Annotated in this window: 21 protein-coding genes; 8 read left to right on the top strand and 13 right to left on the bottom strand. The window is 66.2% G+C overall.

Features of this window, described 5'->3' with window-relative positions:
• Positions 1-41 precede the first annotated feature (41 nt).
• The 5 genes from WC585_RS10835 to WC585_RS10815 form a co-directional block, all read right to left on the bottom strand.
• The gene (locus tag WC585_RS10835) at positions 42-974 is read right to left on the bottom strand and encodes a Brp/Blh family beta-carotene 15,15'-dioxygenase (protein WP_373257992.1); all 933 of its coding nucleotides are present in this window, start codon (positions 972-974) and stop codon (positions 42-44) included.
• A gap of 72 nt (positions 975-1,046) precedes the next feature.
• Positions 1,047-1,823, bottom strand: a complete 777-nt coding sequence (locus WC585_RS10830) for a bacteriorhodopsin-like (protein ID WP_373257991.1) — start codon at positions 1,821-1,823, stop codon at positions 1,047-1,049.
• Between the two features lie 106 nt (positions 1,824-1,929).
• The gene (locus tag WC585_RS10825; protein WP_373257990.1) at positions 1,930-2,547 is read right to left on the bottom strand and encodes a LuxR C-terminal-related transcriptional regulator; all 618 of its coding nucleotides are present in this window, start codon (positions 2,545-2,547) and stop codon (positions 1,930-1,932) included.
• Between the two features lie 130 nt (positions 2,548-2,677).
• Entirely contained in the window at positions 2,678-2,821 is a 144-nt protein-coding gene (locus WC585_RS10820) for a hypothetical protein (RefSeq protein WP_373257989.1), read from the bottom strand.
• Positions 2,822-3,151: 330 nt separating this feature from the next.
• Positions 3,152-4,051, bottom strand: a complete 900-nt coding sequence (locus WC585_RS10815) for an EamA family transporter (RefSeq protein WP_373257988.1) — start codon at positions 4,049-4,051, stop codon at positions 3,152-3,154.
• A 213-nt stretch (positions 4,052-4,264) separates the two neighbouring features.
• On the opposite strand from WC585_RS10815, the gene cysK reads away from it, so the two are divergent.
• From cysK to WC585_RS10795, 4 genes are all read left to right on the top strand, one after another.
• Positions 4,265-5,245, top strand: a complete 981-nt coding sequence (gene cysK / locus WC585_RS10810) for a cysteine synthase A (protein WP_373257987.1) — start codon at positions 4,265-4,267, stop codon at positions 5,243-5,245.
• 1 nt (position 5,246) lies between these two features.
• Positions 5,247-5,921, top strand: a complete 675-nt coding sequence (locus tag WC585_RS10805) for a DUF6624 domain-containing protein (protein WP_373257986.1) — start codon at positions 5,247-5,249, stop codon at positions 5,919-5,921.
• A gap of 26 nt (positions 5,922-5,947) precedes the next feature.
• Positions 5,948-7,165, top strand: coding sequence for a DUF2336 domain-containing protein (locus WC585_RS10800; RefSeq protein WP_373257985.1), 1,218 nt, complete (start codon positions 5,948-5,950; stop codon positions 7,163-7,165).
• A 171-nt stretch (positions 7,166-7,336) separates the two neighbouring features.
• Positions 7,337-7,771, top strand: coding sequence for a MucR family transcriptional regulator (locus WC585_RS10795; protein WP_373257984.1), 435 nt, complete (start codon positions 7,337-7,339; stop codon positions 7,769-7,771).
• 726 nt (positions 7,772-8,497) lie between these two features.
• On the opposite strand, the gene WC585_RS10790 is transcribed toward WC585_RS10795, so the two are convergent.
• Positions 8,498-8,950: a PA2169 family four-helix-bundle protein gene (locus WC585_RS10790; protein ID WP_373257983.1), complete on the bottom strand. Its 453-nt coding sequence runs from the start codon at positions 8,948-8,950 to the stop codon at positions 8,498-8,500.
• Positions 8,951-10,430: 1,480 nt separating this feature from the next.
• Between WC585_RS10790 and WC585_RS10785 the strand changes: the two genes are divergently transcribed.
• A complete protein-coding gene (locus WC585_RS10785; protein ID WP_373257982.1) occupies positions 10,431-11,138 on the top strand; it encodes a hypothetical protein in 708 nt (235 codons plus the stop codon).
• Positions 11,139-11,156: 18 nt separating this feature from the next.
• Here the strand turns inward: WC585_RS10785 and WC585_RS10780 are convergent, their stop codons facing one another.
• The 7 genes from WC585_RS10780 to WC585_RS10750 all read right to left on the bottom strand — a co-directional run bounded on the left by WC585_RS10780 (position 11,157) and on the right by WC585_RS10750 (position 21,731).
• On the bottom strand, positions 11,157-12,251 hold the full coding sequence (locus WC585_RS10780; RefSeq protein ID WP_373257981.1) for a DUF2336 domain-containing protein: 1,095 nt from the start codon (positions 12,249-12,251) through the stop codon (positions 11,157-11,159).
• Entirely contained in the window at positions 12,248-13,318 is a 1,071-nt protein-coding gene (locus WC585_RS10775; RefSeq protein ID WP_373257980.1) for a hypothetical protein, read from the bottom strand. The genes WC585_RS10780 and WC585_RS10775 overlap by 4 nt, the downstream gene beginning before the upstream one ends.
• 104 nt (positions 13,319-13,422) lie before the next feature.
• Positions 13,423-14,463, bottom strand: a complete 1,041-nt coding sequence (locus WC585_RS10770) for an ABC transporter substrate-binding protein (RefSeq protein WP_373257979.1) — start codon at positions 14,461-14,463, stop codon at positions 13,423-13,425.
• A 713-nt stretch (positions 14,464-15,176) separates the two neighbouring features.
• On the bottom strand, positions 15,177-16,184 hold the full coding sequence (locus WC585_RS10765) for an alpha/beta hydrolase (RefSeq protein WP_373257978.1): 1,008 nt from the start codon (positions 16,182-16,184) through the stop codon (positions 15,177-15,179).
• Positions 16,185-16,227: 43 nt separating this feature from the next.
• Positions 16,228-18,057, bottom strand: a complete 1,830-nt coding sequence (locus WC585_RS10760; protein ID WP_373257977.1) for an ABC-F family ATP-binding cassette domain-containing protein — start codon at positions 18,055-18,057, stop codon at positions 16,228-16,230.
• 84 nt (positions 18,058-18,141) lie between these two features.
• Positions 18,142-20,034 (bottom strand): hypothetical protein, encoded by a 1,893-nt coding sequence (locus tag WC585_RS10755; RefSeq protein WP_373257976.1) that lies wholly within the window; start codon positions 20,032-20,034, stop codon positions 18,142-18,144.
• Positions 20,025-21,731, bottom strand: coding sequence for an Hsp70 family protein (locus WC585_RS10750; RefSeq protein WP_373257975.1), 1,707 nt, complete (start codon positions 21,729-21,731; stop codon positions 20,025-20,027). The genes WC585_RS10755 and WC585_RS10750 overlap by 10 nt, the downstream gene beginning before the upstream one ends.
• A 152-nt stretch (positions 21,732-21,883) precedes the next feature.
• On the opposite strand from WC585_RS10750, the gene WC585_RS10745 reads away from it, so the two are divergent.
• The 3 genes from WC585_RS10745 to WC585_RS10735 are packed head-to-tail and all read left to right on the top strand — an operon-like array spanning position 21,884 to position 25,570.
• A complete protein-coding gene (locus WC585_RS10745) occupies positions 21,884-24,718 on the top strand; it encodes a PAS domain-containing protein (RefSeq protein WP_373257974.1) in 2,835 nt (944 codons plus the stop codon).
• Positions 24,715-25,080, top strand: a complete 366-nt coding sequence (locus WC585_RS10740; RefSeq protein WP_373257973.1) for a response regulator — start codon at positions 24,715-24,717, stop codon at positions 25,078-25,080. The genes WC585_RS10745 and WC585_RS10740 overlap by 4 nt, the downstream gene beginning before the upstream one ends.
• A 22-nt stretch (positions 25,081-25,102) precedes the next feature.
• A complete protein-coding gene (locus WC585_RS10735) occupies positions 25,103-25,570 on the top strand; it encodes a YcgN family cysteine cluster protein (protein ID WP_373257972.1) in 468 nt (155 codons plus the stop codon).
• Positions 25,571-25,598: the final 28 nt, after the last annotated feature.

The raw sequence follows: 25,598 nt of genomic DNA, 5'->3' as shown, positions 1-25,598 counted from the left end.
GAACCTCGGCTCCGTCCTTGATCTTCATGGGCGTCGTCCTTTCAGGCCGTTTCCGTCTTGAGCGTGTGGGGATGTCGCAGCCTCGACAGCGCCGCGATCATCGGCGGCACCAGCATGTGCGGCACCGTCAGGATCGACAGGGTCATGAAGCTGGCCGCCATGATGCGATCGGGCATGGCCGCGCGAATCTCCAGGCCGAAGACCAGCACCCCGATCGCCCCCGCCGCCAGCGTCAGCGGCACGACCACCCAGCCCCAGGTCGCGACCCCGCGCCACTTCAGCGTCAGCAGGCTTTCACGGAAATGCCGGGGCGAATGGAACAGGCAGAAATACAGCGCAAAGCCTACGATCGGCGGCAGGATCAGCATGCCGGTCAGGGCCGCCAGCCCGCCGATGGCCTGATCACGCCGCCCGGCCTGCCACAGCGCGGCAATGGCGATCAGACCCAGACCGACGGCCACCGGCAGGACCAGCATCAGCCCGTCCGTCACCGCCGATGCGCCCGCCCTGTCGGTCAGGCCGATGAAGATGGCGTCCAGTTCGGCCCGGTGCAGCAGCGTCGGCGCGGCCAGCAGGGCCAGGGCCAGACCGGCCCTCAAGATGACGGGGCCCGCCCCGTCCCAGTCTTCGGAAAAATGCGCGGCGGCGATGGCGATGAAGGCCCCCAGGGCCAGCACAGGCTCGGCTCGCCACAGGCCGTACATGGCCGCCGCCAATCCCAAGTACAGCAGAACCAGTGTGACCATCCCGGTCCACGGGCCCGCCTGCTGCGCGCGAATGATCTCCAGGTCCAGCGTGCCGTGCGGCAGGCCGAACACCAGCAAGGCCAGACAGGCGATGGCCGTGGCCATGCCCCCCGACAGCGGCACTCCGGCCGCCAGCGCCAGAAGGGCGAGGGCGAGCGCCCCGACCACCAGCATCGACCCCGACAGTGATCGTGGCAACCCCGGTATCGATGCAAAGGTGACAGGCATCGTGATGCCTCCAGTTGGGACACTGTCCGGACGGGCGCGAACCCGTCCGGACGTCGTATCCGCCTGACGCCGTCAGGACGCGGTGGTGACCGTGTGGCCTGGCTCACCGTATTCGACCGCCGATTTGCGGACGGCGATGATGTAGACCAGCACGCCCACACCGGCCTTGGCGATGATGTCGGCGATGGTGTAGCCGATCTGGACCGCCGTCTCGACGCTGCCGCCCCCCATGTTGGTGAAGGGGATCATGTAGACGATGGGATAGAAGCCCCAGGAGGCGAAGGTCAGCATGCGGGCCCCCTTGATCAGGCCCTTGACGCTCTCCGGCTGGCGCTCGATCGAGGCCCCCAGACCCTTGAACAGCTCCCACACGATGTACAGGAACGGCACGGTCGACAGCGTGCCCCAGATGGCGCGCGTGGCGTTGTCGTCGGCGATCTCGCCCGGATAGCCCAGCACGATCATCAGCGCAGCGGCAAAGCCCAGCTTGATCGACTTGGACATGGTCTCCGACTGCGACAGCCGCATGACCAGGATCAGTTCGATCAGCAGCAGCGGCACGGTCAGCAGCCAGTCGACGTAGCGATAGGCGTCGTTGAACGCCAGGCCGGTGACCTGGATCACGCCGTTGCGGACCTCATAGGCGGACTCCCAGCTCTCGAAGATGCGGAAGTAGTGATAGGCGGCGATGGCGGTCACCAGGCCAGAAATGACCAGGGCCGAGCGATAGGCGGGACCGACCTGCGAGCGGCTCAGCCACAGGAAAAGGGTCGCCGCCGCCATGGTGGCGAAGGTGAAAGAAAAGGCGTTGTAGACGAGCAGGTACTGCCCGACGTCGATGGTTGGCATTGTGAATCCTCCAGTCGGCCCTTGTCTGGCCTTGCTGGAGAACCGTCAGCCTTTAAGCCCGTCTGCGCCATACGGCCTTTAGGCCGTACCCGGAGTGTCGCCGCCCTTAGAGCCCGGCTTCGACGGCCACGCGGATGGCGTCCGCGACGTTATGCGTGCCGATCTTTTCCAGGATCAGGCCCCGGTGCATCTTCACCGTCTTTTCGCTGAGCGACAGGTTGTAGGCGATCTGCTTGCTGCGATGGCCGGTGGCGATCTGTTGCAGGATTTCGCGCTGTCGCGGCGAGAGGGTTCGTACCACTTCGACCGCATGGTGGTGACGGCTGGACGAGGGGCCGACCGCATCGGGCTCCAGCTCGACCTGGGAGCCGAGGAAATACTCCAGCTCGCCATCGGGCGTGAACACCGGTGCCACCAGCACGGCGTTTCGGAACGGCTGACCATCACGCTTGTAGTTCAGGATTTCGACCAGGGTCGCCCGACGATCCCGCGTGCCCTGGCGGATGCGTTCGGTCAGCCAGGGTTCGGTCGCCGGCCCGGCCAGAAACCGGCAGTTGCGACCCAGGATCTCGTCGTCGCTATAGCCGGTCAGCTCGCAAAAGGCCTGGTTGACCGCGATGATGGGATTGTCCAGCAGACGCGGGTCGCTGACGACCGACGCGATCGGACTGCGGACGATGGAGTCCCTCAGGCTGATACCGTCTTCGTCCAGTTCGTAGGCCATTCGCTCCGTCGTCCCCCGAACAGGACCCTACGCCCAGGATCGGAGGTGGCAAGCAGTCATCCCGTCGCGGTCTTTCTCAGGCCGGCGCGACCGGCTTGCCCGCTTGCCCATCGACGTCACGATGTCGATGCTAGCGAAACCAGAAGGCGTCCGGGTCTGCCGTGATCTCGCTGCCCTTGTCGATCACGCGGCCGTTTCGTTCCACGTCGATGCCTCTGATCGCGTAGGAGACGGATCCATCGATTGCGGCGGAGGCGCGATAGACGATCAGCATCACCCCCGGTCCGCTCTCAGGGCATGTGCCGGAAACCCGAAAAGTTGCGGCCGGCTCGCCGACGAAGAAGTCTGCCAGTTCCGGCGAGATATCGACCCGCCGTCCGTTGTAGCGGATGCGTGGCCCCTCGAATTCAGACCCCCACCCGTTCAACCCTTCGATGGAAACGCGTCGCCCCCGACACACGACTTCGGTTGATGTCGAGACCACAACAGGCAGCGGCGGCCTGCTCGTTCGCACGACAATCTCCTGATGGGGAAGCAGGACCGACAGGATGAAGGCTGTTGAGAGCATCACACGACCGCCAGATTTACTCGACTGACGGGCAGACTAGGCTGGCACGACGGGTTCTGCCAGCGTCACATCGCGCGTTCCCGTCGTCAGGATGGCCCCGACCGAGGCCACGACGATAAAGCCGATGGCCAGCCATTGCAGGCCGCTGAGCTGTTCATGCAGCAGGACCAGTCCCGCCACCGCCCCGATGGCCGGTTCGCCTGACAGCAGGACGCCGAAGGTGCGTTTGGGGATGTGGCGGAGCGCAATCATCTCCAGCGAATAGGGCAGGGCGCTGGACACCAGGGCGACGCCCAGCCCGATCAGCAGGACGGACGGGGCCAGCAGGGCGACACCGGCACTGGCTACGCCGAAGGGCAGGATGACCACCGCCGCCGTGCTCATGCCCAGGGCCACCGACTGGCCCGCGTGCATATGCGACAGCCGCTTGCCGAAGACGATGTACAAAGCCCAGAACAGACCCGCCGCCGCTGCGAATGCGACGCCGACCGGGTCCAGCGCCTCCAGCCCGCCCCGGATCGGCAACAGCAGGCCCAGGCCCGCGACGGCACAGGCGATCCAGACGAAATGGATAGGCTTGCGCGCATGGATCAGCGCCAGCGTCAGAGGCCCGGCGAACTCGATGGCGATGGCCAGCCCCAGCGGAATGGTCCGCAGCGACATGTAGAAGCACAGGTTCATCAACCCCAGAACCAAGCCGTACAGCAGCACCCCCTTCGCATCCGCCCGACCCAGAGCGAACCGCCATGGCCGCCAGATTGCCACCAGCACCAGGGCCGACAACCCGACCCTGAGGGCCGAGGTGCCCTCTGCCCCCACCACCGGAAACAGCGACTTGGCGAACGACGTGCCCACCGCCAGCGAGACCATCCCGCCCAGCAGGGCCAGATAGGGCAGGGCGGCGGCAAGGGACGGGCGGGAAGAGAGACGTATCATCCGGCCCCTTAAGCACAGGTCTTCGCCTTTACGGATAGGCGTTCGTACCGGATCGGTTCACGCCGATGACGCGTTATCCGACACAGGCCCGCCTTGTGCCGAGGGACCGCTGCGCTATGTCTAACGCCAGTCAGCGTCCGCATCGCCCCAGTGCACACAGTGCACTCGATTTTCTACAGTGCACTTCATCTCCGACAGCGACAGAGCCACCCCATGACCGACATCGCCTATGACGCCTCGCGCCACCTGAAAGCCGGTCGGGGCAAGGTCTATGAATCCATCCTGGACACCATCGGCGACACCCCCATCGTGGGCCTGCCGCGCCTGTCGGCGGAGTATCAGCCCAAGGCCAAAGTTCTGGCCAAGCTCGAGTTCTTCAACCCCGTGTCGTCGGTCAAGGACCGGATCGGGGTGGCCATGATCGAGGCGCTGGAGCAGTCCGGCCGCCTCAAGCCCGGCGGTGTCCTGATCGAGCCGACATCCGGCAACACCGGCATCGCCCTGGCCTTTGTCGCCGCCGCCAAGGGCTACAAGCTGATCCTGACCATGCCCGAGAGCATGTCGATCGAGCGGCGCAAGATGCTGGCCCTGCTGGGGGCCGAACTGGTGCTGACCCCGGCCGAGAAGGGCATGAAGGGGGCCATCGCCATGGCCCAGGAACTGCTGGACCGCACCCCCGGTGCCGTCAGCCCGGCCCAGTTCGACAACCCCGCTAACCCCGCCATCCACAAGGTCTCGACCGCCGAGGAAATCTGGAATGACACGGGCGGCGCGGTGGACATCATCATCGCCGGTGTCGGTACCGGCGGCACCATCACCGGCGTGGGTCAGGCTCTGAAGGCGAAAAAGCCTTCGCTGCGCATGATCGCGGTCGAGCCCACGGCCAGCCCCGTCCTGTCGGGCGGCGAGCCGGGCCCGCACAAGATCCAGGGCATCGGCGCGGGCTTCGTCCCCTCCATCGTCGACCGTTCGGTCATCGACGGGGTGGAACAGGTCTCCAATGACGACGCCTTCGACATGGCCCGCAAGGTCGCCCGCGTCGAGGGCATTCCCGTCGGCATCAGCTCCGGTGCCGCCGTCCTGGCCGCTTTCCGCCTGGCCGCCCTGGACGAAAACGCAGGCAAGACCATTGTAGCCATCATCCCCAGCTTCGCGGAGCGGTATCTGTCGACGGCGCTGTTCGAGGGGTTGTAGTTTGCTGGCCTCGGCGTTGCTCGCCGTCGCCCTGCTGGCGCAGCAGGAAGCATCTGGGCCGACCTCGCCTCTGGCCAGCCTGCACGCGGCGCATGCCTTGGCGTGCGGCCTGGATGATCGGGATTGTCTGGTTCAGGAGTTGGGATTTCGCCGTGCGGCGGATCAGGGGGTCCGGCAGGATGCTTTGCTGAACCTCGACTGTCAGGCCCGCTACGGCGCGGACGCGACGCCGCATCAATGCCAGGCCATCTGGAAGGAAGTCGATGCCGACAACCTGCCCAGAGTAGAAGCTATTCTTGATCGTCATGGCTGGCCGACCGGGAGTTCTGACTTCCAGAAGGCCATATGGCTGATCGTCCAGCATGCGCCCGACGAAGGCGGTGGCACGGAGTTGCGTGAGCGCTGGCTGCCCGACGTGCGCGCCGCCTACCAGCGTGGCGAGCTGAGCGCGTTCGACTATAGCGCCATGGTGGACCGGGTCAGCATGGCCCGTACCGGTCTGCAGGTCTACGGCACCCACCGCCCCTGCCGAGACGGGGCCTTCGACCGCAGTAGCGTCGACAGCGCCGAGGCCGTCGAGGCGGCGCGTGCGGAACTGGGCATGGATATTCGCTGGGCGGAGCTGTTGCCCTTTTACGATCAGAAGTGCGCGGCCGAGGCATCCATTCCCGGTTAACCGCGTCCGGGCTAGGCTCGCCGTCCATGTCCGAACCGGCCACCCTTTCTGACGAGGCGAACCCGCAAGGGGAGTTCCGCGCGCGGCATGCCCTGCTGAAGCGGTTGGCCGATGTCGTGTCCCTGCCGGCCAGCCGGATCAATGCGTTCGAGCGGGCGGTGACGGGCGATCTGCTGGTCGAGATGCTCAGCCTGGCCACGACCGAGGACCGCAAGCGCGTGGCCCAGCGGCTGGCCCCGCTGTCGGAACTGCCCAATGCCCTGGCGCGGATGCTGCTGCGCGACGAACCCGAGATCGCGGGCCTGCTGATCGAGAACTGTGCCTCGCTGAGCGATGCGGACCTGGCCGCCTGCGCGCGCGACACCGGCCGCGAACACCGGCTGCTCATGGCCGAGCGCAAGGGCCTGAGCGAGGTCGTCACAGAAACCGTCATGAGCTTCGGCGAAAGCGACGTCATCGAGGCGGTGCTGAAGAACCGCACGGCCCGGCTGGGCCAGTCCGCGATCGAGGGTGTCGTCAGCCTGAGCCGGCACAATGTGGTGCTGTGCGAACATCTGCTGAAGCGTCCCGAACTGCGGCCCTCGGCGGCCTATGTCATGTTCTGGTGGTGCGGACCCGACGACCGGCGCACCATCCTTCAGCGGTTCGCCGTGTCGCGCGAAGTCATGCAGGAGGTGTCGGAGGACATCTTCGCCATGGCCGCCGACGAGGGCTGGCAGGACCCGGTGTCGCGCAAGGCGCTGCAGTTCATCGAGCGGCGCCAGCGCAACCGCGCGGCTGTCGAGCGCAGTCCCTATGGCGGGCTGGAACAGGCCATCGCCGCGGCCGCCGAGATCGGGCTGAACCGTGAGGTGGCCGCCGAAATCGCCTATCTGTCGGGGGTCAAGCCGCTGACGGGGGCCAAGATACTGGGCGATGCGGGCGGCGAGCCCCTGGCCATTCTGTGCAAGGCGACGGGTCTGACCAAGGGCGATCTGGCGGCCCTTTGGCGGTCGATGAAACGGCCCGAGGTTACGGCCAGCGGCGAGGTCTCTCCCGCCTGGGAGCGCGTCCAGGTCACCTATGACATGCTGGCGGTGGACCGGGCACAGACCGTGCTGCGCTACTGGAACTGGTCGCTGTCCTCGGCGCTGACGCCGGCCCTGCTGCGGGCCATCCGCGACGGCGATGAAGAGATGCAGAACGAATATTCACCGTCGGAACGAGCCGCGATGCTGGCCCTGGCCGATAATTTCGGCCGCTGATCAGTCGATCGGGCTGCAGAACTCTAGCCTGTGCTTGGCGATCGCTGAAATTGCCGGGGCCTACAGTGTTGCGTTCAAGAACAAAGAAACCTAATAGCCACGGCAACGTCGGATCGTTCTGATCTGTCGATCCGGTCAGAATATCTGACCACATCATCTGGGGCACGGACCATGGAAGACAACGCACAACTTCTGGAAATGACGGCGGACATCGTGTCGGCCTATGTCGGCAACAACAATGTCCAGGTGACCGAAGTCCCCGGCCTGATTTCCAGCATCCATGCCGCCCTGTCGCAAATCTCGACCGGCGTCGTCGAAGTCGAGCCCGAGGTCAAGGAACCCGCCGTTTCGGTACGCAAGTCGATCACCCCCGACTTCCTGATCTGCCTGGAAGACGGCCGCAAGTTCAAGTCGCTGAAGCGTCACCTGCGCACCAAATACAACATCAGCCCCGAAGAATACCGCGCCAAGTGGAACCTTCCCAAGGACTACCCCATGGTCGCCCCCAACTATGCCAAGGCCCGTTCGGACCTGGCCAAGCAGATGGGCCTGGGCCAGGGCGGCCGCAAACCCGCCCGCGCCGCCGCCGGCCGCGCCAAGAAGTAGTCACCGGCTGACATATTGAGATCGAGACGCCCGCGACCGGCAACGGTGGCGGGCGTTTTGCTGTGCGGGATGGGGGCTCTGCAGCGAAGCCGGAAGCTGACATTCCTGAGGTCCGCTAGGGGTGGAAAGCGGACTCGTCGCCTCTGTCGATGATAAACACCTTGGGCGCTCACAACACTGCTTGCATAACAGCGAGATCTAATCGGTGGCAGAAGCAGCGCATCCCATCTACGTCGCGACCCACAGGAAGGAGTGGCTCACAGGGGCAAAAGACCTTCCGACGGTTATCGTGTTTAATGCAGTCGTCATCCGACTGACCATCCATTATGCTTCATTGGCTGACGTTTGAAGGCGGATCAGCCGCCATGTCAGCCCAGAGGAAACGAAATGCGCACTATCTATTTCGCCGCCGTCGCGGCTGCCCTATCACTCGCCGCCTGCTCCGAAAACACGGAAGACAAGGCAGCCGCCACTGCTGATAACGCCGGGGCGACAGTCGCTTCTGCTGCGAGCGACACCGCCGCAAACGCTGACGCCGCTGCTGATAGTGCCGCCGCCGCAACCAGCGAGGCAGCAGCCAACGTAGATGCAGCCGCCGACACTGCCGCTCGAAAGACTGACGCCGCAGCCGACGCCGCAGCCCGAACAGAGTAGGTAGTCGCAGAACGACGCGCCGGAGATCAACTCGGGCGCGTCGTTCAATCGGGCAGTTGCGTACGCTGCGCTTTAGCTAATGCGATGCTTCAGACCGCTGATCGTATCGTGGTCAGCCTTGATCGACACATACTCTTCAGCCATGCGCTGGCGCAGCGTTTCGGGAAGATCAGTGTCCTTGGTCGCGTGTTCAAACCGCGCCTTGATCACGTCCTCGCCACGCTCGACCTCGTCAATCACGCCGCTGTCGTCACGGCCCATAAGTTCACCTCTAATCTCAGCGAACTTGTTGTGGATGCGTCCGAGCAAAGACTGGTCATCCTCTGGTTCACCACCAAAAGTGCGAACTTCGGCCTGGAGCCGACGGCTGAGTTCTTCACGCTTACCAGCGCGCTCTGTGAACAGGGTTTTTAGTTCCGGATTGCTGACGCCGTCGGCGGCATGACGATAGCCGTTCACGCTATCCAGCGTCGTCTCGATCAGGTCGTTGAGAGTCTTGATGGCGCGATCATTGTTGGTGTGCATTGGGGGTGTCCTTTTTCGAAGGGACACATAGAACCGTCGACCCTTAGCCAGGTTCCCCGCGACTGTCGTGTGCGTGGACCGAGAGTCCGCTAAGGTCGGGAGCAGACGGCAACTCCTTGGTAGGAAGCGGACCTGCTTAGGCCTAGCTCCTTAGCGTCTGCTAAGGGTCGAGAGCAGACGGTGGCTCCCAGTCCAGAACCAGACGTCTCCACCCCGCCGGAGGGCTGGTTCCTTCGCAGTCAATACGGCGATGAGGCTGCGAGTGCTGCTTTTCACATCGTGCAGCATGGCGACCAAGCGCTGTGGAGGCGGTTCCTTCCTACCTTGAGCCCTTAGTTGCGACAGACGAGGTCGATGGTGAAAATGACGCCAAGATGTATGATCGTCTGGCTATCTTCGAGGGCCATCCGCAACGATACGGGACCCAGTTCACCTGTGTTGAATCTCGCTCCCTTGGAGGATGAAGCGCGAGTCGGTTCGTGACGTGCTGAAATGAACTTCACTCTTCCCCTCTCGGTCTATGTCGAGCACATGACAAACGGTCCGCCTTGCGGCTGACGTCTTTAGCGGGTCGAAAGCGAATGTCGGCTTCCAGCCTAACAACGTCATCTTCAGATTGGTGGTGAATTCCATGCATAGACATCTCCACTTCAGCACCGCCCTGATATTGTTCACATCAGTTCTGACGTCCTCGTGCTCGACACCGGAAACCTCCGACACCCGCACGCCGATCGAAGCCGCGTATGAACCTGGAGACTTGGACAGCTACGAACTCGAGAACCTGGCACTTGATCTGGCCACCGAACGCACCGGGTTGCCCAGAGAGGCTTCGCTCTGGATCAAGCGCTCGATAACCAGCGGCGTGGTTTGCGGAGCACTCGCGCGGCCTGAGGGAACGCCCTTGCTGTTTCTGGCGGGCCGGGGCGGTGGTTTTCTGGGGCTCCCGATAGCGCAACTTCAGCCCCACGTTGTCGAGCGGACGATCGATCGATCAAATAGGGCTGTGATGACTGCCTGCGCCGAGCACCGCCTCGTTCCCCCTGCCCGGGTTCAGGCCTTGCTCGCAGACACAAACTAGCCGCTGCCAACTCCTTAACGAACGCTAAGGGTCGAAAGCGGACAGATGCCCTAGGGTGGTTAGCGGACGATAGAAGGGGCATTGTGACTGGCATGAATACGCACGACAAAGCTCCGCCCACGGAGCTGAAGCCCGCCAATGCGGTTTGGGAAGTTGCGAGGTTTTTGGGCATTTGCCTATTCGGATTTGCCGGCGTCAGCGTCTTGATAGGAATTGGGCTCATCGTCGTTATGGGCCTGAGCATCGCTGCAATGTGACGTCCGCAACGGGTCGTTGGCGGTCCTCGGCCAACGGGCAGTTCGCGGAAGGTCGATCATTGAAGCCCCAGCCTCAAACTCAGCTCATGAAACAGGGTTTGGTTAGCCCGCCAATCCCGCTATCACTGGCGTCGGGGAGGACATCATGACCGACGCACGCAAACCCGGCGATGAGCTGGCCGAAGATGTCCTGGGCATGGGCGGGCGTGAGCTGGTCACGGTCCGGGACCTGCTGCTGCGCCCGGCCACGGTGCTGATGGCGTGGATGGAGGGCGGGGCCGAGGGCGGCGGCGTCTATGCGCGTCCCTTGCGGCTCTATCTGGCGCTGAATGCCATACTGATGCTGATCCTGTTCCTGAAGGGCGGGGCCGGCTTCATGCTTGAAGGCTATCCGTCCGAGGTCATGACCCCGCTGCTGGAGCAGTCCGGCAAGACCCGCGATGCCTTCATCGCCGACGCCGATGGCTGGATGACGCTGGTGATGGTGCCCTTGATCTCCCTGTTCTTCGCCCTGGCCGCGACGCCTCTGCTGCGGTGGTGGGACAAGGACGATCTGGGCTGGCGCAGGGGCTTTCGGGCGACCTTCGGCTGGCTGTGTGCCTGGACCGTGCCGATGATGCCCCTCGCCTGGTGGGGCTATGGCAAGGGACCCGTGGCTGCGTTGGTGTCGCTGGTGATCATGCTGCTGGGGATCGTCGCCTTCGTCCGGATGGGACGCGGGCGGTGGTTCAAGACGAGCCTCGGCGGCGTCGTGAAAGGCGTCGTGCTGATGATCGCTGTTCAGATCGCAGCGGGATTTGGCGGCGTTCTGGTCGGCGGGATCGGCATACTGGGTGCCATCTTCAGCCCCTGAGCGGTTGAACGCTCTGGATCAGGCCGCCTGCGCGGTCCGCCGCATCCGCCAGAAGCGCAGGGTGCGCATGGCCGCTTCCTTGGTCAGTTCGCCGTACATGCGGGCATAGGCCTGGGCCTTGCCCATGGCGTCGCCGTCGTCGTTCAGCAGAACCACCGCATAGGTCAGGAACAGGGCCCGATCCAGGTCCGCGCCCTTGCAGACGACGGCCAGGGCATCCAGCTCGCGCCGCTCGACGATCTTGCTGGCGGTGTGGAAGTCGATGTCTGCCAGCTGGGCCAGGGCGATCAGGAAGGAGGTCTTGGAGCCCGAGCGCAGGAAGCGGGCCAGCATCTGGGGCGTCAGCTGACCGGCGGCGCGCAGCTCCTCGACATAGGCCAGGCTCTCGGCATAGTCGGCCGGCAGGATGCCATCCTCGGCCGCCATGCGGGCGCGGCCGGCGGACAGGGCGCTTTCCAGCAGGGCGGGATCCAGCCGGGCGTTCTTCTCCAGGATCTGGTTCCGCAGGCGGGCCTCGACCACGAAATACATCTCGTTCAGCAGGTCGGGCTCAAGACTGGCGCGCTGGACCGTGGCCTCGTGCAGGTCGCGGTTCGCCTTGGCGCGCTCGACCACAGCCTCGGAACCCTGGCGCGATAGCCGGGCACCGTCGTTGCGCAGCAGTGTGCCCAGGGTCTCGTCGTCACCCTTGTCGATGATGGCGTCGGAGACGGTTTCTGACACGGTCTCGCGCTGGGAAACGGCACGCATATGGGCCTGGGTGCGGCGGTTGACGACATCCACCAGATCGCTGTCGGTCAGCACCTGCGACTTGGCCAGCACCACGCCGGCGACCTCGGATACGTCATGGGCCAGGCTGCGCATCAGGGTGGGCGGCGCATCCAGCGCATTGGCGAACCGGGCGGCCAGTTCGGCGCGGACGGCAGTTTCCATGTCACTGGCCAGCTGGGTCAGGATCTGGCCGTACAGCGCGTCCTCGGTGCCGGTACGGACCGTCGAGCCGAAGAAGTGGTCGGTCAGTTCGCGCAGCAGGGCGCGGCGATTGTCGCTGGACCCGTCCTGGGCCAGGGCGATCAGCTGGGGCAGCCGCGACGGCGCGATGTCGACGCTCACTGATGGTCTCCGTCGGAGGCGGCGGGCGCGGCGCGGACGCGGCCCTGGTTGTCACGATACAGGTTCGGGCCGGGCGCAGGCTCGGCCAGGTCGCGGCCCGCAGGCATGTCGGTCAGGGTGACGGCCAGGGCGTCGACATAGGTGGGCTGGGGCAGTGCGACAGCGTCCGGCTGTTGCCCGTTCTGGCGATGCACGGAGTAGCGGCGCGAGGCTTGGAGGTCCGGACGATCGGAAGGGTTGGCGGTGACGGCGGCCATCTGGCGCGGGGCGGGCGCGGCTTCGCCCTGCGGGCCAGCCGGGGCTGCCTCGGCAGAGGGGGCGGGGATCGGGGCCGGAGCGGCCGGGGCCTGGCGTTGCAGGCGGAAGATCGGGGCATCACGGCGCGGAGCCATCGGGTCGGCCACCTCCGGCGCAGGCCCTTGCGGCTCGGCATAGGTCGGTGCGGCGGCTTCCGGGGCCGGGCCCGGGGCGTCGGCATAGACGGCCTGGGACGGCGCGGGCTGTGCCCCACCCTGACCGGCCAGATACTCCGGCAGGAACTGACGGTCGTCCTGACGCTGAGCCTGGAACTGAGCCTGCGGCTGGGGTGCCACATTGGGCGAATAGGACGGCGCGCGCGGTGGTGGCGGCAGGTCGACGCGCGCCTCGACCGGTGTGGCAGCCGGAGCGGGGGTCGGTGCAGGCGCGGCCTCGCGGACTTCCGTCGGTGCGGCAGGCGCAGGCGCAGGCGCAGCATTCGCCATGCCATAGGACGCGCCCGGCGTAATCCAGGCGCTGGCCGGGGTCAGCGTGCGGCGGGCAGGCGTGGCGGAGGCGGCGACGGGCGAACCGGCGCGGGCAAAGCCACCATGTGGAATGGGTGTGTTGGAGCGTCGCGGTGCGGCCGTTTCGTTTGACGCGGTCTGAACGCCCTGCGGCATGACGGCGGGGCCGCGCCCGGACCAGTTCATGTAGCGGGGAGCGGCGGCCTCCTGGGCCATGGTCTGACTGGCCAGCAGCAAGCTGCTGACAAGCGTCAGTGCACCGGCAGTTACGATGGAAGGTCGATACAGGTCGGGTCGGCGCAAGGGGGGCAGGCTCCGCGCGAGGGATCGCTCGCCCCAACCTTTACCGAACGGCTCTTAACCCGCTCCTAATGGACGTTGTTATGTAAACGGTTCCGGAAGACCGATCAGCCCCGTCCGGGCAGATACTGGGTCGTGAAGGCCTGACGCCAGTCCAGGTCGGCCGGATACAGCCCCGCCTGCGACATCACCTCGAAGAAGGCCTGCCACCGCTCGGGCGTCATGGCCCCCAGGCCATACAGGGCCGCATCGCCTCCGCTGACGACGCTGTTGGTGCGCAAGGCAGCCCGGGCCTGGTCCAGCTCGGCCTGACCCATGTCGCTGTTGGCCTGACGGATCAGCGCATCGGCGGCGCGCCCGTCGCCCTGGATGTAGTCGCGCCAGCCCTCGACCGAGGCGGCGATGAAGCCGCGCAGGGCGTTGGCATTGTCTCGCGCGAATCCGTTGGGGGCCAGCACCATGGAACCATAGGAGGGATAGCCCTCGTCGGCGGGCAGAAGAATGCGCGGCCTGAAGTCGGCGGCGGTCTCGACCTGCGCCACGTCGCGTGTCAGCTCGCCCTGCAGCACGCCGTCGCCGTCGGCCAGAAAGGCGGCCAGATCGCCGTCGAACCGAACCAGCTGATCGTCGGTGAAGCCATAGGTGGCGCGCAGCCACAGCCAGACGGTGTCGCGGGCGCTGTCGGACACATACAGCGGTCGCCCGACCAGGCCGGCGATGCCCTCGACCGCCGGTTCGGGGCGGGCGATCAGCACCTGTGGATCCTTCTGGAAGAAGGCGGCGACCGCCCGCACGGGTGCGCCCTGGGCGACGAGATTCATGGGCAGGAAACTGGACGAGGCCAGGCCCAGCTCGACCATGCCGCTGGCCAGCCGTTGGGGCACATCGCCGCCGGGGCCGCCCTGAATGAGCTGGACCGTCAGGCCGCGCTTCTCATAGGCCCCCGACGCCAGCGCCTGGTAGAAGCCGCCATGCGTGGCCTGGGCCGGGCCATCGGTGGCGAAGCGTAGCCTAACCCGGCCGTCCTCGCCCACCGGGGCCTGGGCACGGTCGCAGGCGGCGACGCTCGCCGTGAGTGCGACTGCGCCTGCACCGATCAGCAGGGCGCGGCGGTGGGGGAGATTGCTGGGTTCTGCGCTGGACGCCATCGCTTGGGTTTACGGCGGTGCCCGGAGGAAGGGAAGAGGATGGGCAAGGGCGGATGTGTCGCGTCGGCCCTCCCCAGCCGGCCCATTCGGACCACCCTCCCCAGGAGGGGAGGGAGAAGGCACCATGCGCTCAAGCCGCGAGCCGCCGCGCAGCAGTCACACGCCAGATGCCCTCAAGTCGTGAGCGACCGCGTCGCGAACATGGGGCACCAGAATTGAGCGAGGGGACGAGGCTCCCCGGCGGACCGGTTTGCTTCGTCCCCTCGCCAAGTCCGGGTTGGACCTGGCCATTGAGGTTTCGGACCCTGGCTTTAGCTTCGTCAGAGCAAGCCCTGAGGAAGGTCGGCTGTATCCTGTCGCGCTCCTGGTCTCTGGCGTACCGTTTGGCCGAAGCCGCCCGTCGTCCGTCGATCCCGATCCGGTTCTCCGTGAACGTCTCTGGCCGAAGCCGTCGTCGTTCGGGAGCCTTGATCCTGCCCTTCGTTTCCTCGCCTCCGAAGAGGTTCGGTCGCCTGGGTCAGAGAGCCGGGCCGGTCCGCTTGATTGCCGGGTCTCCCCGGTTTTCCGCGCCGCCGTGTCCCTCGGCCTGTTGACGTTCGCGCCAAATCCGTTAGACGGCAAGCGTTCGAATTCGGCCAGCTGTGCGGAACCGCCCCGGCCCCGGTGGGTAACCCTGTGCATATCCGTGGACGGACGGAATTCTGGCTGACGGATCAGCGGTTTGTGTTGTCCACAGAAACCGGGTCGCTTTTCATCTGAGCCTCTAGCCAGCACAGAATGAAGGCCTGGGCGGCACGAGCGGTGGCCGGCGAAAAATGCTGGAAGCCGTGCGGGGCTGTGGGCACATCCAGCAGGGTCGTCGACGCATGCCTGGCCCAGGCCTCGGCCATCAGCAGGCTGTCATCCCCAAGAGGGTCTTCCTGGCCCATGACGAACAGGGCCGCAGGCATGCCGGTCAGGTCGGCGTAAAGGGGAGAGATATCCGGCTGGCGCAGTCCGGCCTCATCACGGTCAGGGGCCAGACGGGCGAGGTCACGCTGCAGATTGGGGCCATCGAACAGCAGGGCCTGGCGCGTCGCGGATCGCACGCTGGGTGTGCCCGACAGATCGAACACGCCCTGGACGAAGGCACAGGGCGGTAGAGCCTGCTTACCCGCATCGCGCAGTCTCAGCATGGCCAGGGCTGCCAGATGCGCCCCGGCGGACTCCCCTATGACCAGCACCGTCTCGACCCCGAACCGGTCACGGCCTTCGGTTATGGCCCAACGCATCGCATGCGCGCAGTCGGCGACGGCATCGGCAAGGCTGTCTTCCAGCCCCTGGGTCAGAAGACGATAGTCGACCGACACGACGACATGACCGGCGTCGACGAAACAGGCCGTCAGCCGGTCGTTCAGGGCCGCGCTGCCAACCACCCAGCCGCCACCATGCAGGTCCACAACGATGCCCTTGGCCGCCCCCGCAGGCTCAAGAATGCGCAAGGCGACAGGACCTTCGCCGCTCTGGATGGTCAGGTTGGACACCCGTATGCCCTTGCGCCCCAGTCGGGCGGCGGACACGCGCCCAGAGGCCCGGCTGGCCAGCGCGTTCAGCCGCGTGCCGACTGCCAGCCGCCAGCCGCTGATCTTCAGCCGAGGGGCGACGGCCATGACGGCATTCACACGTCGGGCGGCCTTCAACTCGGCAGGCGTCAGGGACAGGGTATGGCGCGTCAGGGACATGGCGTCAGACTAGGCTCTGCCGCCGCGACCGCCATGCGACCGGTCAGCCCGCCAGAGCCTCGCGCCGGGCTTCCAGCTCCAGCCACTCCTCTTCGGCTGAGGCCAGCAGGGCGCGGGCGCGGTCGGCGTTGGCGGTGGCGCGGTCGAAGGCCTTGCGGTCGCGGGTGTAGAGGTCGGGGTCGGCCAGGGTGGCGTCGTGGCGTTCGATGTCCTGGGGCAGGGACACCAGCAGGCCCTCCAGTTCTTTCAGCCGGTGGGCATCCTTGAACGACAGCTTGCCGGGCTTCTTGGCGGGGGCAGCGGCGAGGGTGGCCGGGGCCGGGGCGGCGGCGGCGCGTTCGGCGGCGGCCTTGTCTTGCGGGCGGGGGTTGGCACCGGGCTTCAGGAAGCCGGGGTTCTGGCGGATGAAGTCGGTCCAGCCGCCGGGTGTCTCGACGATGTCGCCGCGTCCGTTCATGGCGATGGTCGAGGTGGCCAGACGGTCGACGAAGTCGCGATCGTGGCTGACCAGGATCAGCGTGCCGTCATAGCTTTCCAGCAGCTCCTCCAGCTTGTCGAGCGTGTCCATGTCCAGATCGTTGGTCGGCTCATCGAGGACCAGCATGTTGGCGGGCTTGGCCAGGGCGCGCGCCAGCAGCAGGCGGTTGCGTTCGCCGCCCGACAGGGTCGAGATCGGCTGGCGCAGCTGACCCTCCTGGAAGAGGAAGTCCTTGGCATAGGCGGCGACATGTTTGGGGATGCCGCGCACCAGAATGCTGTCACCGCCGCCGGGCGTCAGGGAATCCCACAGGGTCATGTCCGAGCGCAGGCCCTCGCGCGACTGGTCCAGATAGACGGGCTCCAGATTGGCCCCGAGCCGCACCGTGCCTTCGTCGGGGGCCAGTTCGCCCAGCAGGATCTTGACCAGGGTGGTCTTGCCCGCGCCGTTGGGGCCGACGATGGCCAGGCGGTCGCCGCGGATGACGCGGGTGGTGAAAGGTTTGATGACGGGACGGTCGCCGAAGGTCTTGGAGACGCCCTTCAACTCGGCCACCAGCTTGCCGGAGGTGGAGCCGGAATCGACACCCAGGTTCAGCTCGCGCGGGCTGTCCTTCATCCGCTCGGCGCGGTCGGCACGCAGGGCGTCCAGCGAGCGGGCGCGGCCCTCGTTGCGGGTCCGCCGGGCGGTGATGGAGCGGTAGAAGGTCTCGGTCTCGCGCTCGATCGTCTTGGTCAGGCGCTGCAGGGACTGGGCCTCTTCCTCCTGGACCTTGGTGGACCATTCGTCGAAGGCGGCAAAGCCCTTGTTCAGGGTGCGGACGCGGCGCCCTTCCAGCCAGTGCACTGCATTGGTGACGCGGTTCAGGAAGGCACGGTCGTGACTGACCACCAGGATGGCGAACCGGGCGGAGAGCAGTTCTTCCTCCAGCAGTTCGATGGCCAGGATGTCCAGGTGGTTGGTCGGCTCGTCCAGCAGCAGCAGGTCGGGCTCTTCGGCGAAGGCCTTGGCCAGGGCGGCCCGGCGGGTCTCGCCGCCCGACAGCCCTTGCGTTGATTTCTCGGGGTTGAGGCCGAAGGTGGTCAGCCAGCTCTCGGCGGTCCAGCGTTCGGCTCCGCCGGAGGACGCATAGTCCAGCAAAGTCTCGCCCTGGATGTCCGGCTCCTGAGGCACATAGGCGAAGCGGACGCCCGCCTGCACCGAACGGTCGCCCTCATCGGCCTCGATCAGGCCCATGACCATCTTCATCAGGGTCGACTTGCCAGCCCCGTTGCGACCGACCAGGGCGGCGCGGCTGCGCGGCTCCACGGCCAGATCCACCCCCTCGAACAGGGGGCGTTGACCGTCTTGCAGACGGACGGACTTGAGGGCGACGAGGGGGGGACGGGCAGCCATGAGGCGGGGGGTATAGACAGACACTGGCGGTTTCGCCAGCGAAAGCCCGCGCCGAGGCTGGCGAACCGCCTCAGCCGCGGAAGATCAGGCGAACTGTCCGGCCTTCTTCTTCGTTTTCGGTTGCCGGGCACGAGGCGTGGGCAGGAAAGGACTGACGGCCGTCATGACGGCCGCTGACATGAGCCAGAGGCCCAGGGTCACAGTCATCTGATCCTCGAACCGTCCGGTCGGGACGATCCAGAACATTGCGAATACAGCGATCCAGCCGAAGGCGACCCACAGGCGGCGCCAGTAAAGGGCCCCGTCCTCTCGTCCCCACGACAGGGCCCGGTCTGCCAAAGCCACCACGCAGACCACAGCCACCGCAGGCAGAAACAGGCCGGACAGAGGGGCCGTGGCCATGGCGGCTGTGGCGGCCACCGCCGCCGCGCCCAGACCCAGGCTGACCCCGCGACGCCGTTTGTCGGACATCTGGGACCATTCGTCGGGGAAGGCTTTCACGCCGAGGGCCAGTGGCAGGCCGCCCGCAAAGGCGCCGATCAGCAGCATGCCCGCGCCCGGCCAGCGGGCGTCCAGCTGGAAGGCGCACAGGGCCAGGACGGGCGACAGGCCGCCCAGGCTCCAGATGTTGATGGTCTCGCCGGGCCGGGCCATGTGGCTGACCGTGATCCGTGCCCAGGCGGCCAGGCCGATCCCGGTGACCAGCAGGCCGAGCGCGGCGACAGAATGGGACGGCAGGATCAGGCTGACCGGCGGCAGGAGCAGGGCGGCCGGAGCCCAGCCCATCCGTTTCCACAGCGGCTGGTCCCACGGATAGCCCTCGATCCAGCGGCGCGAGGGCCAGCCGATGCCCCAGACCCAGGCCAGGGCGAGCAGTCCCGCGATGCAGGTCCACAGCACCCAGGCGGCACCGAAGAGGGGCCAGTTGGGGACGCCGAACTCGTTCGACAGGACGGTGAAACCGCCCAGCACCGGCGGCGCGATCACCAGCAACAACAGGCGGACCAGATTGGTCAAACCGGGCCGACCCAGGCGTTTGCGCCAGCGTTCGACGGCCGGTGGGGCCAGCTGGGTGGCCAGGGCCGGGATCTCGTAGTCGATCCGCTCCAGCAGGCGTCTGACCTCGCGATCCAGGCCAGGCTTGAACAGATCACCCAGCCTGCGCAAAGGAGTCTGTTTGGCGCGCAGGGTCTCGAAGGCCGCGTGGCCGGGGCTGCCCGGACGGACGATCTGACGCGCCGCATGGATGGCCCGCAGCCGCATCATGACCGGCTGGGCATGGCTGAGATCGACACCGACGCGGGCGTCGCTCCAGCCGAAGAACTGTACGGCCGGTTCGATCAGCACCTCGACCGCAGGAGGGCCTCCGGCGATCAGATGGGCCAGCCAGTGTTCGGTGCGGCCATGCACGTCCAGCGCAGCCATGGCGGGCGACCGGAACACGGCCATCAGGGCACTCATGCGGTCGTCGAAGGTGGCGGTCGGTGACTGCACCTGCTCCATCAGGGCGTCGCACAGGGCGGCATGGGCCTGACCGCGCGCCTGCTCGCCCGCCAGCTCCTGACGGATGTCGTCGGCCATTTCGGGTTCTTCGGGACGCTGCCAGTGGCCTTCCGGACGAGGCGACCGATCGCCGGAACCCGCCGCCCGATCGTCACGCCGGTTCTCGGGCCGGGCCGACCAGACGTGACCGCCATGCTCCATGAAGGCGTCGTCATCGTCATAGGCGTCATCGCCATACTCGTCGTCGCCATACCCGTCGTCGCTGGACTCCGACGGGCCGACGACCGGGGCCGCCCAGCCCCGCCGGGCCATGTTGGACGCCTGCTCATAAGCGGCCCTCAGGGTTTGAAACCCCTCCGGATCGTCCTCGGGATGGACCTGTTTCAGCCGTCGCGCATAGGCCCGCCGGATGTCATCGACCTCATTGGTCGGCGAGATGCCCAGCGTCTTCCAGATGGAGCCCCCTACAGCCACGTCTCGCCCTCGAAGCGGTCGAGGATCTGGGTCAGTTCGGTGCGGGCGTGTTCGATGGCGCGGGGGTCCTGGGCGTCCAGAACGGCCTGGAAGTGGCCGATATGGCCGTTGATGAAGGCCCGGTCCTCGCCCAGCGAATCTTCGTAACAGCGCTCGGCACGGGCCATGACGGCCTTGTTGGCGTCGGCTTCGCGCGGGTGCTGCTTCAGCTTGGCCAGGGCGGCGCGGCGGGCCTCGAACTCGGCGTCGGCCATGACGGCCTCGTCGGCTACGACCAGCTCGTGGCGCTGGCCAGTCTGGGGGATGTGGACGTCGACTTCCAGCAGGCCGTTGATGTCATAGGTGAAGCGAACCTCGAGCTGGACCGAATTGGCTGGACCGGCGGGGATGGGCACCTTCAACTGACCCAGCAGGATGTTGTCGGCAAGGTTGCGCGACTCGCCCTGGTAGACCGGTATTTCGACGAGTCGCTGGTTGGCTTTGGTGTTGGAATAATACTGGACGCGACTGGCCGGAATGATGGTGTTGCGCTCGATGATCGGCGAGAAGGTGACGCCAATAATGCGGTTGTCGGGGGTGTATTCTGCCGCGCCGATGCCCAGGCTGTAGGGGCAGACGTCGGTCATGACGACTTCCTTCAGCGCCACGTCGCGGGCCTTGAGCCCGGCCTGCACCGCCGCCCCGATGGCCACGGCCTCGTCGGGATTGACGGCATTGGCGGGGAAGCGGCCGAACATGCGGGTGATGGCCTTGCGCACCACCGGCATGCGGGTGGAGCCCCCGACCAGGATGATCTCGTTCAGTTGGTCCGCCCGCAGGCCTGCATCGCGCAGGGACCGCAGGACAGGGTCGCGCAGACGGGTCAGAAGGCCCTGGCACAGAGTCTCGAAATCCTCGGTGTCGATCTTGTGGCTGAGCGTCTGGTCCTTCCAGACCACGGACATGGTGGCCGAGGCATTCTCGGTCAGGGCCCGGCGGGCGCGTTCGGCCGCGGCCCGGATGCGTTCACGCAGGGTGGAATCGCCGCGATCCTTGTCCGGCACCGCCTTGCCGACCACGCGCTTGAACTCCTCGATCAGGACCTCGTTGAAGTCCTCGCCACCCAGCCGGTTGTCGCCGGTCGAGGCGCGGACCTCGATGACGCCCTCGAAGATTTCCAGCACCGAGACGTCGAAGGTGCCGCCGCCCAGGTCGAAGACCAGAAAGCGGCTCTCATTGCCCAGTTCGTGGATGCCGTAAGCCAGGGCGGCTGCAGTCGGCTCGTTCAGCAGGCGCTCGACCTTCAGGCCCGCCAGTTCGCCGGCGCGGCGGGTGGCCTTGCGCTGCTTGTCGTTGAAATAGGCCGGGACGGTGATGACGGCCTCGGTCACCGGCTCGCCCAGATGTGCCTCGGCATCGGCCTTGAGACGGGCCAGGACCAGGGAGGACAGCTCCTCGGCGGTGAAGCTCTTCTGGCCCAGTTTGGTGACGCGGGTCGAACCCATGTAGCGCTTGAACGCCGTGGTGGTCAGGTCGGGATGGGTCGACTGTCGCTCGCGCGCGGCCAGGCCGACGATGACGTCGCCGGTCTTGTCGTCCAGGCTGACCGCCGAGGGGGTCAGGACGTGTCCCAGGCTGTTGGGGATCAGTTCCGCCTTGCCGTCGCGCCAGATGCCGACCGCACAATTGGTCGTGCCCAGGTCAATACCGATGATCACGCAAGTCCCCCGAAACGCCCTCGTCCGCCTTCCTAGCGTGGCGGCAGGGCGGGTGGAAGACCGCAGCGAACGCCGATCCACCCGCCGTTGTGGCCGTTAACCGCTTTTTCGTCGGCATCCCTCAGGGTCAGTGTCCTACAGGAAGCGCGCCTTTGAGTACCGAGTTGGACCAGACACTGCATAGGCGCGCGGCAAGAGCCCTGGCGACGCTGATGATCGGCGCGGGCCTGTTTGCACTGCTGGCCTTTTTCAGTCTGACCTTTGCGCGAGAGGCAGGACGGGTCGCGTCGATCTGGCCTGCCAATGGTGCCCTGCTGGCCCTCGTTCTGATGCGGCCCCGGTCCGAGCGGGCCGGTCTGATCTGCGGGGCGCTGCTGGGTGGCTTTCTGATCAATCAGGTGATGGGCGATACTCCGCTGATTGCCGCCGGACTGGCCCTGGCCAACGGCGTGGAGATCGGCCTGGCGACCCTGCTGATGACCCGGATGGGGCGGGCCGTTGATATAAGCCGTACGCAGACGCTGTTCCGCTTCGCATGGCTGGCAGGGGGTGTGGCCCCTCTGGCCTCATCCTTCATTGCGGCGGGCACTCTGGCGATCTGGCATGCCGAGCCGCTGGTGGGCAACATCGGACGGTGGTTCGTGGCCGATGCGCTCGGCATTCTGATGATCACGCCGCCGCTGTTGCTGGCAGCCTCGGCCCAGGCGTGGCGGGAAAGCCGGGCTACGTTCGGTCAGCGCTCGCTCATGGCCGGCACCCTTGCGGCGACGCTGGCGGTTGTCTTTCTGCAGACGCGGTTTCCCCTTCTGTTTCTGGTGCCGCCGGTCCTGATCCTGATCGCCTTCCGATGCGGGCCGGGCTCGGCATCCGTCGCCTTGCTGGTTTCGGCGGTGGCCTCGCTGGCTGCCGTGGTCGCCGGAACGGGGCCGCTGGCGCTGGTGGACGGTGGTCTGGATCAGCGCGCGATGGTTCAGCAACTGTTCCTGGCCGTGCTGGTCTTCACCACCCTGCCGGTCGCGTCGGTTCTGGCCGAAAGGGCCAAAGAGCGGCGCGAGGACGAAGCGCGGATTGCGGTACTGAGCCTGGCGGAAAGCGTGGCCGGGCTGGGTAGCTGGCGACTGGATCTGGTGGGCGGGCCGCGGGTGACCTGGTCGGAGCAGGTCTATCGCATTCACGGGGTGGAGCCGGGAACTTTCGATCCGGCCTATGATGACGCCATCGACTTCTATCACCCCGAGAACCGGCCCCTGATCCGCGACTGGGTGGCGAGTGCGCTCGAGACAGGTGTGGCCGAGCCCCTGACGCTGAGGCTGATCCGGTCCGACGGCGACGAACGCCGGGTTCGAACCCAGGGCGAGGTCCAGAGAAACGAGGCCGGTCAGATCACTGCCCTGTTCGGGATTTTCCAGGACGTGACGGACAGCGAACGCCGGCACATGGAGGTCGCGGCCAGCGAACAGCGATTCCGCGCCCTGGCCGAGCATACCAGTGACATCATCGCCATCTTCGATCTGGACGGGACGTTCCGCTATCTGTCACCGGCCATCGAAAGGGTTCTGGGCTGGTCGCCGCAGGAGCTGGTGGGCACCCGGACCTGGAGCATCATCCATGCCGAGGATCAGGACGCGCTGAGGCTGGCGTACCGAGCCTATCTGGCCGCCGGGCCGGGGGCACCGTCGCCGCACATACGGTATCGGGGTCGGCACAAGGATGGAGGCTGGGTCTGGCTGGAGGCCCATCCGACCGTCGCAAGGGATGCCGCCGGAGAGCCGGTCGAAATCCAGGACACGGTCCGGGACGCCACTGCGGCCAAGGCGCTGGAGGACGCCCTGACCCAGGCCAAGGAGGCCGCAGAGTCGGCTGCGGAGGCCAAGTCGGAGTTTCTGGCCAATATGAGCCACGAACTGAGGACGCCGCTGACCAGCGTGATCGGCTATTCGGGCCTGCTGCAGGGCACCGATGCGCTGGGCGAGACTGAGCGGCTGTTCGCGGACCGGATCGCCATGTCCAGCCAGGCGCTGCTGGCGGTCATCAACGATATTCTGGATTACTCGCGGCTGGAGGCCGGCGGCATTGTGCTGGAACCGGCTGCGATGGCTCCGCGCGATCTGGCCGACACGGTGGCGGGCATCATCGCGCCCCAGGCCATGAGCAAGGGCCTGGACCTGCAGATCGCGGTCGATGATGACGTTCCCCGGACCGTCATGGCCGACGAGGGACGGCTGAAGCAGATCCTTCTGAACTTCCTGTCCAATGCCGTGAAATTCACCGAGGCAGGCAGCATTCGACTGGGCATGAGGTACGACGACGGGCGGCTGAAGGTCGAGGTGAAGGACACCGGGATTGGCCTTACGCATGAGCAGTGCGCCCGTCTGTTCCAACGCTTCAGCCAGGCCGATACGTCCACCACGCGGCAGTATGGCGGCACCGGCCTGGGGCTGGCGATTTCCCGGCGACTGGTCGAAATGATGGACGGATCGGTGGGCGTGCAAAGTGCCCCGGGCGAGGGTTCGACCTTCTGGTTCGATGTTCCGGCGAGGGCTTGCAGCGCGCAGAGCAACGCAGACCAGCAGGACGCTCTGCATCCAATGCCCGAGGGGCTTCGTATCCTGTTCGCAGATGACTCCGAGGCAAACCGTGGGCTTATGGCCGCCATCACAAGCGAATGGCCGATCCTGCTGGAGACAGTGGTGAACGGAGCGGAAGCGGTCGCGAGAGCGAAGGACGGCGGGCTGGATCTGATCCTGATGGACCTCCAGATGCCGGTCATGGACGGCATGCAGGCAACCCGTGCCATCCGCGAGCTTGAGGGTGCGAACGGACGGGTTCCGATCATCGGATTGACGGCGGATGTGCTTCCCGAACACGTCGCGGCCAGCCATGCCGCCGGGATGGACGGGCACGTGGCCAAGCCGATCAAGGTCCACGAGCTGGTGTCACGGATCGCCAGCGTGTTGAGTAAGCGTGAGAAGGAAGAGGCGGCATGACAGGCTCGATTCTAGTCGTCGAGGATGACGCCATGATCCGCGATATCGCCGACAGGATCCTGACCTTGGCGGGCTATTCAGTGGCACCGGTCGCCTCGGGTGCCGCAGCGCTGGATCTGCTGAAGAGGGTTCGCTTCGATCTGGTTCTTCTGGACATTCACATGCCGAACATGAGCGGGCTGGACCTGCTGGATCACATGCGGCGGCTGTATGTGAAGGTGCCGGTCGTCATGATGACGGCGGACCGCGAGATGTCGACGGTAGCTGCTGCGCGCGAGAAGGGGTGCATCGGTTATGTGGTGAAGCCCTTTCTGCCGGAAACCCTGGTGGAGCGGGTCAGGAAAGCCTTGGTGCGGACCTGAGTTGGAGCCTATAGCGGCGCGCATGACGCCCTTCTGGCAGACCAAGACCCTGGCGCAGATGACGCCCGCCGAGTGGGAGAGCCTGTGCGACGGGTGCGGGCTTTGCTGCCTGATCCGCTTCGAGGACGAGGACACCGGCGAGGTGTTTCCCACGAAGGTCCACTGCAAGCTGTTCGACCCGGACACCTGCACCTGCACCGACTATGCGAACCGCAAGGCGCAGGTACCGGATTGCATCAAGCTGACGCCCGGCAATGTCGGAGCGCTGAAGTGGATGCCCAAGTCGTGCGGATACCGGCGGGTGCATGAGGGGCGGGGACTGGCGGACTGGCATCATCTGGTGTCGGGCAGTCGCGAGACGGTGCATACGGCGGGGGTGTCGGTCCGGGGACAGACCATCAGCGAGCTGGATCTGGACGAGCCTGAAGATGCCGTCGCCTATGAAGCGATGGAGTGGAACGAGGAGCGCGGCACAACGTCCGGCCGCTAACCAATATTTTGTCGTTTGCGTGCCAGGC

The sequence above is a fragment of the Brevundimonas sp. genome, assembly GCF_041648055.1.
In the GTDB taxonomy this organism is placed as follows: Bacteria; Pseudomonadota; Alphaproteobacteria; order Caulobacterales; family Caulobacteraceae; genus Brevundimonas.
The sequence above is the reverse complement of the archived record's forward strand: the minus strand, read 5'-3'. Positions and strand labels throughout refer to the sequence as shown.

Coding starts and splice junctions, on each gene's coding strand:
- WC585_RS10765 (WP_373257978.1), bottom strand. CDS start 16,184: ATGTCCCTGACGCGCCATACCCTGTCCCTGACGCCTGCCGAGTTGAAG.
- WC585_RS10785 (WP_373257982.1), top strand. CDS start 10,431: ATGACCGACGCACGCAAACCCGGCGATGAGCTGGCCGAAGATGTCCTG.
- WC585_RS10740 (WP_373257973.1), top strand. CDS start 24,715: ATGACAGGCTCGATTCTAGTCGTCGAGGATGACGCCATGATCCGCGAT.
- WC585_RS10735 (WP_373257972.1), top strand. CDS start 25,103: ATGACGCCCTTCTGGCAGACCAAGACCCTGGCGCAGATGACGCCCGCC.
- cysK (WP_373257987.1), top strand. CDS start 4,265: ATGACCGACATCGCCTATGACGCCTCGCGCCACCTGAAAGCCGGTCGG.
- WC585_RS10835 (WP_373257992.1), bottom strand. CDS start 974: ATGCCTGTCACCTTTGCATCGATACCGGGGTTGCCACGATCACTGTCG.
- WC585_RS10770 (WP_373257979.1), bottom strand. CDS start 14,463: ATGGCGTCCAGCGCAGAACCCAGCAATCTCCCCCACCGCCGCGCCCTG.
- WC585_RS10820 (WP_373257989.1), bottom strand. CDS start 2,821: ATGCTGATCGTCTATCGCGCCTCCGCCGCAATCGATGGATCCGTCTCC.
- WC585_RS10825 (WP_373257990.1), bottom strand. CDS start 2,547: ATGGCCTACGAACTGGACGAAGACGGTATCAGCCTGAGGGACTCCATC.
- WC585_RS10815 (WP_373257988.1), bottom strand. CDS start 4,051: ATGATACGTCTCTCTTCCCGCCCGTCCCTTGCCGCCGCCCTGCCCTAT.
- WC585_RS10795 (WP_373257984.1), top strand. CDS start 7,337: ATGGAAGACAACGCACAACTTCTGGAAATGACGGCGGACATCGTGTCG.
- WC585_RS10800 (WP_373257985.1), top strand. CDS start 5,948: ATGTCCGAACCGGCCACCCTTTCTGACGAGGCGAACCCGCAAGGGGAG.
- WC585_RS10830 (WP_373257991.1), bottom strand. CDS start 1,823: ATGCCAACCATCGACGTCGGGCAGTACCTGCTCGTCTACAACGCCTTT.
- WC585_RS10760 (WP_373257977.1), bottom strand. CDS start 18,057: ATGGCTGCCCGTCCCCCCCTCGTCGCCCTCAAGTCCGTCCGTCTGCAA.
- WC585_RS10790 (WP_373257983.1), bottom strand. CDS start 8,950: ATGCACACCAACAATGATCGCGCCATCAAGACTCTCAACGACCTGATC.